This is a genomic window from Rufibacter glacialis, from assembly GCF_008271745.1.
GTDB lineage: Bacteria > Bacteroidota > Bacteroidia > Cytophagales > Hymenobacteraceae > Nibribacter > Nibribacter glacialis.
The window spans coordinates 689525-704344 of record NZ_VKKZ01000010.1; the positions used below are offsets into that span (position 1 = coordinate 689525).

Annotated in this window: 13 protein-coding genes; 10 read left to right on the plus strand and 3 right to left on the minus strand. The window is 54.1% G+C overall.

Features of this window, described 5'->3' with window-relative positions; genetic code table 11:
* Window positions 1–62 precede the first annotated feature (62 nt).
* The 9 genes from FOE74_RS03730 (at window position 63) to FOE74_RS03770 (ending at window position 10517) form a co-directional block, all read left to right on the plus strand.
* Window positions 63–2291 carry a sodium-translocating pyrophosphatase gene (locus FOE74_RS03730; protein WP_149097242.1) on the plus strand — a complete coding sequence of 743 codons (2229 nt, stop codon included), beginning with the start codon at window positions 63–65 and terminating at the stop codon, window positions 2289–2291.
* 129 nt (window positions 2292–2420) lie between these two features.
* On the plus strand, window positions 2421–2960 hold the full coding sequence (gene hpt, locus FOE74_RS03735) for a hypoxanthine phosphoribosyltransferase (protein WP_149097243.1): 540 nt from the start codon (window positions 2421–2423) through the stop codon (window positions 2958–2960).
* A gap of 137 nt (window positions 2961–3097) precedes the next feature.
* Window positions 3098–3688: an adenylate kinase gene (locus FOE74_RS03740; protein WP_149097244.1), complete on the plus strand. Its 591-nt coding sequence runs from the start codon at window positions 3098–3100 to the stop codon at window positions 3686–3688.
* 147 nt (window positions 3689–3835) lie between these two features.
* Entirely contained in the window at window positions 3836–4831 is a 996-nt protein-coding gene (obgE, locus tag FOE74_RS03745) for a GTPase ObgE (protein WP_149097245.1), read from the plus strand.
* Window positions 4832–5071: 240 nt separating this feature from the next.
* Window positions 5072–5641 carry a nucleotide exchange factor GrpE gene (locus FOE74_RS03750; RefSeq protein WP_149097246.1) on the plus strand — a complete coding sequence of 190 codons (570 nt, stop codon included), beginning with the start codon at window positions 5072–5074 and terminating at the stop codon, window positions 5639–5641.
* 6 nt (window positions 5642–5647) lie between these two features.
* Window positions 5648–6799, plus strand: a complete 1152-nt coding sequence (gene dnaJ, locus FOE74_RS03755; protein ID WP_149097247.1) for a molecular chaperone DnaJ — start codon at window positions 5648–5650, stop codon at window positions 6797–6799.
* 396 nt (window positions 6800–7195) lie between these two features.
* The gene (locus tag FOE74_RS03760) at window positions 7196–8101 is read left to right on the plus strand and encodes an ABC transporter ATP-binding protein (RefSeq protein ID WP_149097248.1); all 906 of its coding nucleotides are present in this window, start codon (window positions 7196–7198) and stop codon (window positions 8099–8101) included.
* Between the two features lie 2 nt (window positions 8102–8103).
* Window positions 8104–9414: an ABC transporter permease gene (locus tag FOE74_RS03765; RefSeq protein ID WP_149097249.1), complete on the plus strand. Its 1311-nt coding sequence runs from the start codon at window positions 8104–8106 to the stop codon at window positions 9412–9414.
* A 230-nt stretch (window positions 9415–9644) separates the two neighbouring features.
* Entirely contained in the window at window positions 9645–10517 is an 873-nt protein-coding gene (locus tag FOE74_RS03770; protein ID WP_149097250.1) for a ChaN family lipoprotein, read from the plus strand.
* Window positions 10518–11460: 943 nt separating this feature from the next.
* On the opposite strand, the gene FOE74_RS03775 is transcribed toward FOE74_RS03770, so the two are convergent.
* Complete coding sequence (locus FOE74_RS03775; protein ID WP_149097251.1) at window positions 11461–11811, minus strand: HesB/IscA family protein; 351 nt, start codon at window positions 11809–11811, stop codon at window positions 11461–11463.
* A gap of 207 nt (window positions 11812–12018) precedes the next feature.
* Between FOE74_RS03775 and FOE74_RS03780 the strand changes: the two genes are divergently transcribed.
* On the plus strand, window positions 12019–12555 hold the full coding sequence (locus tag FOE74_RS03780) for a DUF7935 family protein (RefSeq protein ID WP_149097252.1): 537 nt from the start codon (window positions 12019–12021) through the stop codon (window positions 12553–12555).
* 18 nt (window positions 12556–12573) lie between these two features.
* On the opposite strand, the gene FOE74_RS03785 is transcribed toward FOE74_RS03780, so the two are convergent.
* Entirely contained in the window at window positions 12574–13383 is an 810-nt protein-coding gene (locus tag FOE74_RS03785; RefSeq protein WP_149097253.1) for a class I SAM-dependent methyltransferase, read from the minus strand.
* A gap of 118 nt (window positions 13384–13501) precedes the next feature.
* A complete protein-coding gene (gene dinB, locus FOE74_RS03790; RefSeq protein WP_149097254.1) occupies window positions 13502–14563 on the minus strand; it encodes a DNA polymerase IV in 1062 nt (353 codons plus the stop codon).
* Between the last annotated feature and the right edge of the window lie 257 nt (window positions 14564–14820).

Sequence of the window (14820 nt, forward strand, 5' to 3'; positions counted from 1 at the left end):
GGTTAGCTTGCAAGGAGCTACTACGCTTATAGTCCAAACCTAACCAAACAAAGCCTTACTTTATGCAGACAATTCTCTACGCTATTCCGGCCCTCGGGCTGGTTGCCTTGTTGTACACTGCCATCAAATCGGCTTGGGTTACCAGGCAAGACGCCGGCGACGAAAAGATGAGCACCATTGCCCGCTACATTGCCGAGGGGGCCATGGCTTTTCTGAAAGCCGAGTACAAAGTGCTCACCTACTTTGCCATCATCGCCTCGCTTTTCCTTTTTTACCTGGGCTACGTGGGCGAGAACTCTTCCCCCATCATTGTCCTGGCTTTTCTGATTGGGGCTATTTTCTCTGCCCTGGCCGGGTTCATAGGCATGCGCATTGCCACCAAAGCCAACGTACGCACCGCCCAGGCCGCCAAAACCAGCCTTTCTAAAGCTCTGGAAGTCTCCTTTACCGGTGGGGCCGTGATGGGCATGGGGGTGGCCGGTTTGGCCGTGTTAGGGCTAGGTTCGCTTTTCATAGCTTTCTACTATTGGTTTGTGCAGCGGACCGGGGCGGCGGCCAGCAGTGAGGAGATGGAAGTGGCACTGGAGGTGTTGACGGGTTTCTCCTTGGGCGCGGAAAGCATTGCCCTGTTTGCCCGCGTGGGCGGTGGTATCTACACCAAAGCCGCTGATGTTGGGGCAGACCTGGTAGGGAAAGTAGAGGCCGGTATTCCGGAAGATGACCCCCGGAACCCCGCCACCATTGCGGATAACGTGGGCGACAACGTAGGAGACGTGGCCGGAATGGGCGCCGACTTGTTCGGATCTTACGTGGCTACTATTCTGGCTACCATGGTTTTGGGCCGCGAGATCACCGTTCAGGACAACTTCGGAGGCTTATCGCCCATCATCCTGCCCATGCTCATTGCGGGGGTAGGCATCATCTTCTCCATGATCGGGACGCTGTTTGTGCGGGTGAAGGAGGGCGGCAGCGTGCAGGCGGCCCTGAACATGGGCAATTGGTCTTCGGTGGCGTTAACGGCCATTGCCTCTTACTTTATCATTGACTGGTTGATGCCCGCCACCCTGAACCTGCGGGGCTATGAGTTTACTTCTATGGGTATCTTCTGGGCCGTAATCATTGGTTTGGTGGTAGGAACCCTCATCTCCATCATCACCGAGTACTACACGGCCATGGGCAAGAAACCGGTGAACTCCATTGTGCAGCAATCTTCTACGGGGGCCGCCACTAATATCATTGCCGGGTTGAGCGTGGGCATGATGAGCACGGCCATGCCGATCATTGTGCTGGCAGCCGGTATCGTCTTTTCCTATGCCGTGGCCGGTCTTTACGGGGTAGCCATTGCCGCCGCCGGTATGATGGCCACCACCGCCATGCAGCTGGCCATTGACGCCTTCGGGCCCATTGCCGACAACGCCGGAGGCATCGCTGAGATGAGCGAGCTGCCCAAGGAAGTGCGCGAACGCACCGATATTCTGGATGCCGTGGGCAATACCACCGCCGCCACCGGAAAAGGATTCGCTATAGCCTCGGCGGCATTGACCTCACTGGCTTTGTTTGCCGCCTTTGTGGGTATCTCCGGCATCAGCACCATTGACTTGTACAAAGCTCCGGTCTTGGCCGGTTTGTTTATTGGCGGTATGATTCCGTTTGTGTTCTCGGCCCTGGCCATTAGCGCGGTGGGCCGGGCGGCCATGGCCATGGTGCAGGAGGTGCGCCGCCAGTTCCGCGAGATCCCGGGTATCATGGAAGGCACGGGCAAACCCGAGTACGACAAGTGCGTGGCCATCTCCACTGAGGCGGCCCTCCGGGAGATGATGCTGCCGGGGGCTATTGCCCTGATCGTGCCGCTCATCATAGGGTTCGGTTTACGGGGTGTTTTTGAGGAAGTGTCCAGTGCCGAGATATTAGGGGGCGTTCTGGCCGGGGTGACCGTGTCGGGCGTATTGATGGCCATTTTCCAATCCAATGCCGGCGGCGCCTGGGATAACGCCAAGAAATCCTTTGAGAAAGGGGTGCTGATCAACGGCGTAATGGAATACAAAGGCTCAGACCCGCACAAGGCCTCCGTGACCGGAGATACCGTGGGTGATCCTTTTAAAGATACCTCCGGTCCATCCATGAACATTTTGATCAAGCTCATGTCCATCGTCTCCTTGGTGATCGCGCCGCACATTGCGGTACGGGAAACAACGCCACCGGCCCCGGAGAACCGCCTCAACGTAGAAACCACCAACCTTACCACTACTAATACCGGGGTCGGTAGTACCGAGCATTATCCAAGCCGCTAAGGCTTGACGGTGGGCGGGAGGCAGGTGCAAGGGGTACTGCCTGAAAAGCCCTTTTCTGCAGAAAAGGGCTTTTTTCTTTTAATTTAAGGCAGTTTTCCCCAAATTTGATGTTCCCTAGAATTTAAAAAGATGCATCATCCGCCGGTAACCATTCAAGACAAGCAGTTCAGTATCTACCTCCCAGAGCGGAAAATCCTTCACAGCGTGGAGATTGTGGCGGCTAGGATAAGCCATGATTACCGCGGCAAACAGCCTTTGTTCCTCTCGGTGCTGAACGGTTCGTTCATGTTTGCCTCTGACCTCATGAAAGAGATGAGCATTCCTTGCGAGATTTCCTTTATCCGCCTTTCTTCCTATGAGGAAATGCAGAGCACAGGCAAGGTGAAAGAGATCATCGGGCTGAAAGAAGAGATCAAAGGGCGCCATGTGGTGGTGGTGGAAGACATCGTGGACACCGGGCATACCATTGCCGGGTTGTTGCCGCAGTTGCAGGCCAAAGGGCCGGCGTCTGTGGAGGTAGCCACCCTGCTCATCAAGCCAGACAGCCTGCAGCACAACCTTTCCATCAAGTACCCGGCCTTGTCTATCGCCAATGATTTTGTGGTGGGCTACGGCCTGGATTACAATGGACTGGGCCGCAACCTGCGGGATATCTACAAAGTGATGTAGGGCAGGGGCAAAGGCTGTTTGTAGGCTGTTTTCAGGAAAGGGCGGCTAAACCCGATGGGTTAATCTGGCCGTTCCCGTAAATGCTGTCATTTCCAAGATTTTATTGCTACTTTTGTTTTCTCACAATTTCCATACTCATGCTGAATATCGTACTCTTCGGTCCTCCAGGGGCAGGCAAAGGCACGCAGAGCCAGAAACTTATTGAAAAATACGGGCTCATCCACCTTTCAACCGGTGATCTGCTGCGCTCTGAGATTTCTCAGGGAACTCAGTTAGGGCTCAAGGCGAAGAAACTCATGGACGAAGGCCTTCTGGTGCCGGATGAAGTGGTGATTGGCATGATTGAATCCAAGATCGCTGACAACCGCTCTGCCGCCGGGTTCATCTTTGACGGTTTCCCGCGCACGGTGCCCCAGGCAGAGGCGCTGGACCAACTGTTGGTGAGATACGACCAGGGCATTAGCTGCATGATCGCCTTGCAGGTGAACGAAGAGGAACTGGTGAAACGCCTGTTGCTCCGCGGACAGACCTCTGGCCGGCCAGATGACGCAGATGAGACGCTTATCCAGAAACGGGTGCAGGAGTACAATACCAAAACCACCCCTGTCGCCAACTATTACGCCCAGCAGAACAAGTTCTATGCAGTAGACGGCATTGGCGAAATTGAGGAGATCTTCACCAAAACCTGCGAGATCGTGGATGCTTGCCAGGTAGCTTTGAACAAGTAAAAGAGACGTATCTGCGGCGGGGAAGGAACGATTCTGGTCTGTTCCTCTGTTCAACTGAGACGTTTATTTCTGATAGAATATTCCGGAAGCATTCTCCTCGTGGGAATGCTTCCTTGTTAACATAGCCTTTACTTTACCAATACCACATTGTCATCATCCAACTTTATAGACTACGTCAAAATCTGCTGCCGTTCCGGGCACGGAGGAGCCGGTTCAGCCCACCTGCACCGTGACAAGAAAACGGCCCACGGCGGGCCAGACGGCGGTGACGGGGGCCGCGGAGGGCACATCATCCTGAAAGGCAACTCCCAACTCTGGACTTTGCTGCACTTGCAGTACCAGAAACACGTGATCGCGGAGAACGGCGGAAGCGGCGGACCCAGCCACTCCAGCGGCGCCTACGGGAAAGACATTGTGCTGGAAGTGCCCATTGGCACCATCGCCAGAGATGCCGAAACGGGCGAGATCAAAGCCGAAATCACCGAGGAAGGCCAGACCGCCATCATCACGCCCGGTGGCCGCGGTGGCCTGGGCAACTCCCACTTCAAGTCGCCCACGAACCAGACGCCTACCTACGCCCAGCCCGGCGAAGAAGGACGCGAGGAGTGGACGGTGCTGGAGCTGAAACTGCTGGCCGACGTAGGTCTGGTAGGTTTCCCGAACGCCGGTAAATCCACGCTCTTATCTGTGGTGTCGGCGGCCAAGCCCAAGATTGCCAATTACCCTTTCACCACCCTGGTGCCCAACCTGGGCGTGGTGGCGTACCGTGACTACAAATCCTTTGTGATGGCCGATATTCCCGGGATCATTGAGGGCGCCTCAGAAGGCAAAGGGTTGGGAATCCGGTTCCTGAAGCACATTGAGCGGAACTCCATTTTGCTTTTCATGATCTCGGTGGAAAGCCCAGACATTGCCGAGGAGTACGAGATCCTGGTGAACGAGCTCAGGACCTACAACCCTGAGTTGCTGCACAAACAGCGCCTGCTGGCCATCACTAAAACCGACCTCATTGACGATGAGCTGGAGGCGGAGATGCGGGCCACTCTGCCCCAGGACCTTCCCACTATCTTCATCTCCAGCCTTACCCAGAAAAACATCACGCCGCTCAAAGACATGATCTGGAAAGCGCTGAACACCGCCTAAACGGAGTTGGCATAGCTGTTTAGGGGCGGTTTTAGAAAAAAGGCGCCTAAACAGAAGACCACTTTGGGGCTGCCACCTAAAGGTGCGGCTTTGCCAGATGCTGCCATAAAGAGCGGCCAAGAGCCGGTGTTTTAAGCCTGGAAATGCCAGAATGACATAAAAACAGGTTTGGCAAAGAAGTTGCCGCTGGTCAGGCACCCAGAGACAACCATAGATCAAGAATAAATCTTTAAAGGATATATGAGTACTACAGCTGAACAGAATCCTCAGGAACAAGAAAACCTACAGCCAGAGCAAACAGAGGCCACTGAAACAACCGCTGCTGAGCAGACAGAACAGCAGAACCCAGAAGCCGGGACTGCCGCTACTGAGGGGGGCACGTCAGAAGCCGATGAGCTGCGCGACAAATACCTGCGCCTGCACGCTGAGTTTGACAACTTCAGACGCCGCACGTCAAAAGAGCGGCTGGAACTGTTCAAGACGGCTAACCAGGATTTGATGGTCGCCCTTATTCCGGTGCTGGATGATCTGGAGCGCGCTCAGGCTGCCATGCAAGACGCTCAGGACGTGACCGCGGTGCGGGAAGGCGTAGAGTTGATCTTCGGTAAGTTTTTAGGCGTTCTGCAACAGAAAGGCTTGAAGCCCATGGAAGCGATCGGTCAGCCGTTTGACGCAGATGTGCATGAAGCCATCACGCAGATTCCGGCCCCAAATGAGGAAATGAAAGGGAAAGTGATTGACCAAGTAGAGAAAGGATATTACCTCAATGACAAAGTGGTTCGCTTTGCCAAGGTGGTGATTGGAGCATAACAAGCCATGGCAACCAAAAGAGATTATTATGAAGTACTGGGCGTAGCCAAAGGGGCTTCAGCGGATGAGATCAAGAAGGCGTACCGCAAGATCGCCATCAAGTTCCACCCTGACAAGAACCCCGATGACCCTACCGCCGAGGATAAATTCAAAGAGGCGGCAGAGGCCTATGAGGTCCTGAGCGACGAGCAGAAGCGGCAGCGCTATGATCAGTTCGGGCACCAGGGGGTGAACGGCGGCTTCGGCGGCGGCGGTGGCATGAACATGGAAGACATCTTCTCCCAGTTCGGTGACATCTTCGGCGGCGGCGGTGGCGGCGGTTTTGAAAGCTTCTTCGGTGGCGGACAGCGCGGCGGCAAACGCATGCGCAAAGGCAGCAACCTACGCATCAAACTCAAACTCAACCTGGAGGAAGTAGCCAAAGGCGTTGAGAAGAAAATAAAGGTAAAACGCTACGAGGCCTGCAACACCTGTGACGGCAACGGTTCCAAAAACGGAACGGCGCTGCAAACCTGCGGAACCTGTCAGGGATCTGGTCAGGTAAAACGTGTGGTAAACACCATGCTGGGCCAGATGGTGTCTGCCAGCACCTGCCCCACCTGTTCCGGGGAAGGCAAGATGGTGAGCCAGAAGTGTGATGTCTGCCACGGCGAAGGCCGTCAGCTCCGCGAAGAGGTGATCTCCATCAACGTACCCGCCGGCGTGGCCGATGGCATGCAGCTCTCCATGGGCGGCAAAGGCAACGTGCCGGAGCGCGGCGGTATTCCCGGCGACCTGTTGATCCAGATTGAGGAAGAGCACCATCCTACCCTGCGCCGCGACGGCAACAATGTCATGTATGAGCAGTACGTGAGCTTTGTAGACGCTACCTTAGGCGCCAGCGTAGAGGTTCCCACTATTGAGGGCAAGGTGAAGATCAAGATAGACCCAGGTACCCAGTCTGGCAAGATCCTGCGCCTGCGCGGCAAGGGTATCCCAGACATCAACGGCTACGGAAGGGGTGACCAACTCATCCATATCAACGTCTGGACGCCCAAGAACGTGAACCCAGAGGAGCGCCAGATCCTGGAACGCCTGCGCGAGTCCCAGAACTTCGTGCCCAACCCCGGCAAAAACGAGAAAGGCTTCTTCGAGAAGATGAAGGAGTATTTTCAGTAAGGAGTTCTGAGTCTTGAGTTCAGAGTCCTGAGTCGGGAAATAGATTTTAGCAACGCCCGCTTCCTTTCACAGGAAGCGGGCGTTGCTGTTTTAAAGAACTTTTTTGAAAAGGAGGCCTTGTTTGTAGCGGCGTTACACCGTAACGCCGTGGTCCTATGAAACAAAAACGCCTCCACCTAAACAGACCTTTCTATACTACAGGTTGAAAATGTGGCAAGGGCCGTTCCTGTAGGTTTGAAATTGGTCTGCTGCGTACAACCCCGGCGTTACCGTGTAACACCGCTACGGGGTTTTTGGCCTGAATTATTAAAAACAACCGAGAAACTCTCTTTTACCCTCCAGTTGCAAACCGAATCCCTTTCCCTTAGCTTTAACCCTTCACCAACCGCTAAACTCTTGCAACCCATTCTTCAGATACAAGGCGTGAGCAAGCGCTATGAAGCGCACCAAGCCTTGGATAAGGTCTCGTTTGAAGTGCCTACGGGCAGCATTTTCGGGCTGTTAGGCCCAAATGGGGCCGGTAAAACCTCGCTCATCAGAATCATTACCCAGATCACGGCGCCAGATGAAGGGCAGGTGCTGTTTGAAGGTCAGCCTCTGCGGCCGCACCACGTGCAGCAGATTGGGTATCTACCTGAGGAACGGGGATTGTACAAGAAAATGAAGGTAGGGGAGCAGCTGTTGTATCTGGCGCGGCTGCGGGGCTTGGAGAAAGCAGACGCCACCCAACGCATCAAAGTCTGGGCCGACCGGCTGGACCTGAAAACCTGGCTCAACAAGAACGTGGAAGATCTTTCCAAAGGCATGCAGCAGAAAGTGCAGTTCATTGCCACGGTGCTCCATGAACCCAAGCTGCTGATCCTGGATGAGCCTTTCTCGGGTTTTGACCCGGTGAACGCCAACCTCATCAGAGACGAGATTATGAAGCTGCGGGACCAGGGCTGCACCGTCATTTTCTCCACGCACCGCATGGAGTCGGTGGAGCAGATGTGCGATGACATTGCCATGATCCATAACTCACAGAAAGTGCTGGAAGGAAGCCTGAAAGAAGTAAAGTCCAGGTACCGGACCCAGACTTTCCACGTGGAAGGAACGGGCAAGCTGCTGGTCATGTCGCCTGACTTCAAGGTACTGACGCAGACCCAGCACGGCGATCGCTTTGAGGCGGAGGTACAGCTGGAGCCGGAAGTAGGCCCCAGCCAACTGCTGCGCTACCTCACCGAGCGGGTAGAGGTGCATGGGTTCCTGGAGAAATTGCCCAGCATACATGATATTTTCATTCAAACCGTCAACCAGAAATAAAAATGGAGAAGATCTGGTTAGTGTTTCAGCGCGAGTACCTGGTGCGCGTGCGCAAGAAAAGCTTTATCATCATGACCATCTTGGGCCCTTTGCTCATGGCGTTGGTCATGATTGTGCCCATCTGGCTGGCCACCATGTCAGATGACACCAAGGTGGTGCAGGTGCTGGATGAAAGCGGGTACCTGAAAGGAAAACTCACTTCCACGGAAGAACTGAAGTTTGTCAACGTGCCCGGTCCGGTGGAGCGGGCCAAGCAGGAGTATCTTACTACAGAGGATGCCGCTTTGCTGTATATTCCTAAAATAGACCTGGAAAAACCGCAGGGCATTCAGCTGTTCTCCCAGAAAAGCACCAGCCTGGCCATGAAAAGCTCCCTGGAAAAACAGGTGCGGCAGGAATTGGAGGAAGTCAAGTTTGTGAACTCAGGCATTGACCAACAAGTGCTGGACAAGATCAAGACTCCGGTGAGTATTAGAACAGTGAACCTGAGCGAAGAAGGGGAGAAAAGCAGTGACGTGGGCGTGACCACGGGCGTGGGGTTTGCCGGCGCGTTTCTGGTGTATCTGTTCATTTTCATCTACGGCGCCCAGATCATGCGGGGCGTGATAGAAGAGAAAACCAGCCGTATCCTGGAAGTGATGGTATCGTCGGTGAAGCCGTTCCAGCTCATGGCCGGTAAAATCCTGGGCATTGCGGCGGTAGGGCTCACCCAGTTCCTGCTGTGGATCATCCTTACCTCGGCCATTTCTACCGGCGTCTCCTCCCAGTTTGACTTGAAGCGCTTCTCAGATGCACAGATCGGTCAGACGGTGCAGGGCATGGAAACCGAGCGGGAGGTGCAACAGGCGCAGGAAATCAACGAACTCTTCAGCGCCACCCAGAACCTCAACGTGCCCTTGCTCATTGGTACGTTCCTATTCTATTTCTTAGGGGGCTACCTGTTGTATGGGGCCTTGTTCGGGGCCGTGGGTGCCGCCGTAGACTCTGAAACCGACAGCCAGCAGTTCATGTTACCCATCACGGTGCCGCTCATATTGTCCTTTATTGTGGCCCAAACCATCATCATCAAGAACCCCAACGGCCCGGTGGCCTTCTGGATGTCCATGATCCCGTTCACTTCCCCCGTAGTCATGATGCTGCGCATGCCCTTTGGCGTGCCCACCTGGGAGCTGTTGCTGTCTATGTTTCTGCTCATGCTAGGGTTCATTGGCACCATTTGGGTGGGCGCCCGTATCTACCGGGTAGGCATTCTGATGTACGGCAAAAAAGTGAACTACCGCGAGCTGTCTAAATGGCTTTTCTACAAAGGCTGACGTTGGTGATTAGTTGTTAGTGACTAGTTTTTAGTGTTTAGTTGTTAGTGATTAGGGCCGAGTTCCGGGATGTCTATTTTAACGCCATTTAAAAAAAACGGACTTAAAACAGCCGTTTCACTAAAGCATTCGCCGCTAAAAACTAACTACTAAACCCTAATCACTTTCAACTAACAACTAATCACTACCGTCAGCTTTCAAGCCCGTTTTCTGAAAAACTGCCCAAATACATGAAAAGCATACCCTTGCTGTTATTGTCTTTCTTAATGCTCAGTTCTTTCACCCTAGATAAACCGGCGTATCGTTTGTTCCAGGGCAACGGGAAGCCGCTGGCCTATGAGAAAATGTTGAAAGAGCTGGCTGCCGCCGATGTGGTATTTTTTGGGGAGCAACACAATGACCCCATCGCCCATTGGCTACAGTTGGAGCTTACCCAGGATTTGTTCAGGAATCATGGCAAACAGTTGGTGGCGGGTGCCGAGATGTGGGAAACCGATACCCAAGCTGCCTTGGACTCGTTTCTGCGGGGGCAACTGGAGGAGCCTCGGTTTCTGCAGTCTTCCCGGGCCTGGCCCAACTATGCCACCGACTACAAACCCCTGCTGCACTTCGCCAAGGCCAACGGCCTCAAGGTCATCGCCACCAATGCCCCGAGGCCATTGGCCCGGGTTGTGGCCCGCCAAGGATTGAAAGCGTTAGAGGCCCTGCCGGCGGAAGAGAAACAATGGCTGGCCCTGTTACCACTCACTGTAGACCTGGAACTGCCCGGCTACAAACGCATGCTCAGTATGTTCGGTGACACCCATGGTACCTCTGCCGCCTCTTCGCAGATAGTGGAAGCCCAAGCCTTGAAAGATGCCACCATGGCCCACTTCATTAGCAAGAACCTGCAGAAGGGGCAGCGCATGCTACACCTCAACGGCGCCTACCACTCAGACCACCACGAAGGCATTATCTGGTACCTCCGTCGCCTCAGGCCAGAGCTGAAAGTCCTAACCATCTCCACCGTTCTCCAACCGCACCTGGATAAACTAAACAAAGACCACGAGAACCGCGCTGATTTTGTATTGGCAGTTCCAGAAAACATGACCAGAACTTATTAAGTTGTGATTTGGTAGAGCTGGCCATAGTCTAGTAAACACGTCACCTTTTCTTATCTGCAATCCGGTAGACCACCCCGGTTTTGCTGCGGGGCAGCAAGGGAAGTCACAGACTTCCCGTCATGGTAGGAGTCTGCTTTTTTATACGTACCTGCGTTTTCCCGTTCTCTTCAGTAAACCAGGCCCAAAACGCCTTGCCGGGGTTCCTTCTCCCTCAGGGAGAAGGTTAGGATGAGGGAGAAGAGGTTTCCAGTTTGAAGGGCCTTTGCTATGCAACTGCTGGGCATGTTAAGGGAAATGCATTTCCAGCTTGGGAAGCCTTTGCCTTGGAGAGCCGCTGCCCCTCACCCTAGCCCTCTCCCGCGGGGAGAGGTGATTCCCCTTATCCCGCTTTTCCCTGAGATCCTTCTTAGTCTTAAGCCTCTCTCTTTAGCTTCATCCTATAATTAAGAAATTAAATCAGCGTCATAGGAAGGGAGCTTTGCAGCATAGGGAATGGCGGTAGACCTCACAGGTTTTAAAAACCTGTGAGGTCTACACAGCATTCCCTTCGCATAACCCGTTTCCAGCCTTTCGCTTGAGCGCCTAGGCCTCGACCGCCCCTGAGCGGCAGCGAAGTGGGCGGAGTAGAGGGCACAGCGCGAGGGCGGAAGTCGGGGCCCCGCGGCCGTGAGCGCTTACCGGTAACTATGCAAAAAGCTGTATATGGATCAACGCTGGAAGCGGAAATGCCAAGGGAATATCAAAAGGCATGCACATAAATTAGCCATCATGGACTAAACACTAGAAGCAGAACAGCCAAGGAATTAACATACTGCATGCACTGAACAGCCTTATGCGAGAAAAGTGTTAATGTGAACAGTCATTCCCAAGGCCTCGCCAATACCCACCCACAAAAAAAGACCTGCCAAAAAGCAGGTCTTTTCCAAAAAGAAGCGGGAAACCGTTACGCAGAGAAAGAGCTGCCGCAGCCGCAGGTGCTCTTCGCCTGGGGGTTGTTGAAAACGAACCCGCGGGCGTTCAGGCCATCCTGGAAGTCCACTTCCATGCCCATCACGTACATGCCGTGTTTCTTGTCCATGATCAGCTGGACGCCTTCCAGTTCATAGATCTCGTCAGAGTCCTTCGGTTTGTCAAAACCAAGCAAGTACGACATGCCAGAGCACCCGCCGCCTTGCACACCAATGCGTAAACCGTATTCTTCCGGTACGTTTTTATCTTTCATGATCGCCTTTACCTCTTGCAGGGCAAGGGGCGTAAGGGATATAGGGGCTTTTTTTAGAGTTGTGCTTTCCATAGTAAGTGGTTTTTGCCTAGCAAAGATACTAAAATACAGACTGATTGTAACCGTATGTGCTATACTATGGGTAACCGAAAAAGCCCGAAAATGATTCAGCGGGTACCACCTCAGTTTTTTTCCGATATTTACTCGGCCAACGAGCGCCTTTTTGGAACAACCTTGCCTACCAAGCCAGGCTGGCGCAGTGGTACAATCTAATTCTTTATGACCACAGACACCTCTTCTATTATCCTTTTAGTCCTGCTGAGCGCCATTCCCGCCTTGATCATTGGGGGAGCCATGTACCTGCTTACCCAAAAATACCTGGAGCGCGATTACCGGAAAAGGGTGCTGGACATCAGGCTGAAGAACAGCGAGACCATTCTGCCCATCCGGCTGCAGGCCTATGAGCGCATCATCCTGTTCCTGGAGCGCATCACGCCCAGCAACCTGCTGCTGCGGGTGAGCCCCTCCGGGTTGACTGCCGTGGACTTCCAGGCCCAGTTGCTCCAGGAGATCAGGGCCGAATACACGCACAACCTCTCCCAACAACTGTACATGAGCGAAGCCGCCTGGCAGCAGGTGAAAAAGGCGAAGGAAGACGTGGTCTCCATGATCAACCAGAACTACCAGAACCTCGCCGACAAGAACCGGGGCACTGAGTTAGCCAAGCGGGTACTGGAAAACGTGCTGCACACCGAGGTAGACCCCACGGCCCATGCCATCCAGTTCCTGAAGCGGGAGCTGCACGAGATTTTCTAAAACCCCCGGCCTTGGTTCCTACGACAGGGGTTTCACCATTAGCAGACTGTACATCAGGGGGAGTTTTTCTTCCAGGCCTATGATGCGCCAGTGGCCGTCTGCACCCTGCTGCAGGTTCTCAAAGCAGTTATAATAGGAGTAGGGCAGTTCCTGGAACGCCTGCAGTTGCAGGTTCTGGCGCAGCAAGGCACCCAATACCTCACTCAAGCCGTGGTTCCACGAGTATTCAGTATACTTGATAGGAGCCTCCCGGTCGGTATAGGTGCCGGAGGATCCTTCTATGATGGGACCGCCGTTGTTGAAATAGGAATAGGCCACCCGGGAGAAATCAGGGGTAAACATCCAGACAACAGGGTGGAACTCCGCCAGGAAAAACGTGCCGCCGGGTTTGAGGAAGTGCGTTACCACCTGCGCCCACCGCTCCAGGTCGGGCAACCAGCCTATGACTCCGTAAGAGGTGAAGACCACATCAAACTGACCTTCCAGGTGCTGGGGCAGGTCATAGACGTTGCAGCACACGAATTCGGCGTCCAGCCCGAGTTCCTGGTTGAGTTGCCGCGCCAGCGCGATGGCCTCGTCTGACAGGTCTACTCCCGTGACTTTGGCGCCCAGCCGGGCCCAGGAAAGGGTATCTTGCCCAAAATGGCACTGCAAATGCAGCAGTTTCTTGCCGCGTACCTCGCCCAGCGCCTCCAACTCCAGCGCGTTTAAGCTGTTTTTGCCCTCTTTAAAGGATTTCAGGTCATAAAAGGCCGAGTCTTTGTGCACGCCGGTGCGAAGATTCCAGGCGTGGCGGTTTACCTCAATATAGTCTAGTGGAGAATCCATGCCTTTTAGGGTTGTTTTACCTAAAGTAGCCAAAAAACGAGAACGGGCAAAAACGGCCTAATAGGTAATCTGGACAAGGGTGGAGGAAAGTGAAAAGACCACCTCAGCCCCCGGCCACCTAAAAGGGGAAAGCCAGTTGCCCACCCTGGTGTTTGCCGTAATTCAGGTTAGAGACGGTGATGCCCAGCAACCTGACTGGTTTGGCGGGAAAAGCGGGCGAACGCAGCAAATCAAGGACAATGTCCAACAGAACTTCCTCGGCCCGAACGTTGGAGAAAAAGGTTTTGCTGCGGGTGTTGAGGGTGAAATCATGGTATTTGAGCTTGAGGGTGACGGTTTTGCCCGAGGCTTCCAGCCGATGCAGGTCATAAGCCACCTCTTCGGCCAAGCGCTGCAATTCTGGTAGCATCTCTTCCTCGGTCTCCAGGTCTTGCCCAAACGTGCGCTCTGAGCCAATGCTTTTCCTGATGCGGTTGGGTTCCACCTCCCGCTCGTCCTGGGCGCGGGCAATCTGGTAAAAGTAAGAACCTGATTTACCGAAGTGCCGGCGCAAATCCATCTCAGAGCGGTTTTTCAGATCCGCTCCCGAATGGATGCCCAACTGTTTCATCTTGGCCGCGGTCACATCACCGATTCCGTAGAACTTCTCAATGGGCAGGGCTTCCACAAAGGCCTCGGCCTCGTCTGGCAACACCACCGTCAGGCCGTCGGGTTTGTTCTTTCCCGAGGCCACCTTAGCCAGAAACTTATTATATGATACGCCCGCCGAAGCCGTGAGCCGGGTTTCCTGCAGGATCTCGTTTTTGATGCGCTGCGCGATGAGCATCGCGGATTTCAGCCCGAACTTGTTCTGGGTGACATCCAGATAGGCCTCGTCTAGAGAAAGTGGTTCCACCAGATCAGTATAACGCAGGAAGATTTCCCTGATCTGCCGTGAGACCTGCTGGTACACCTCAAAGCGGGTGGGCACCATGATCAGGTGCGGGCATTTGCGCAGGGCCAGTTGAGCCGGCATGGCCGAGAAAACCCCGTATTGCCGCGCCTCATAGCTGGCCGCCGCCACCACGCCCCGGGCCTTGGTACCGCCCACCGCCACGGGTTTCCCGCGCAGGGCCGGGTTGTCGCGCTGCTCCACAGAGGCGAAGAAAGCGTCCATGTCTATGTGAATGATTTTGCGCACGACAAAGGGGCTTGGTTAGGGAAGGAGCGGGGAGAAGACAGGGCTTTTAGACCTTGTTTTTGGGGTACCGCCAGGGGGTACGTGAAATTTTCGTCCTGATTTACAAGCAAAAACCATTTAGGGGCTGTTTTTGTCAAATGATTCGTGAACTTGCGGCGTTACAAAACGTACTGCGAAGTTAATCTATGCGGGTCGCATAGGCTAAAAAAGAACGTTGGTTCTTTATTTTTGTGTGTAAAACCAAATCCACTTAATCA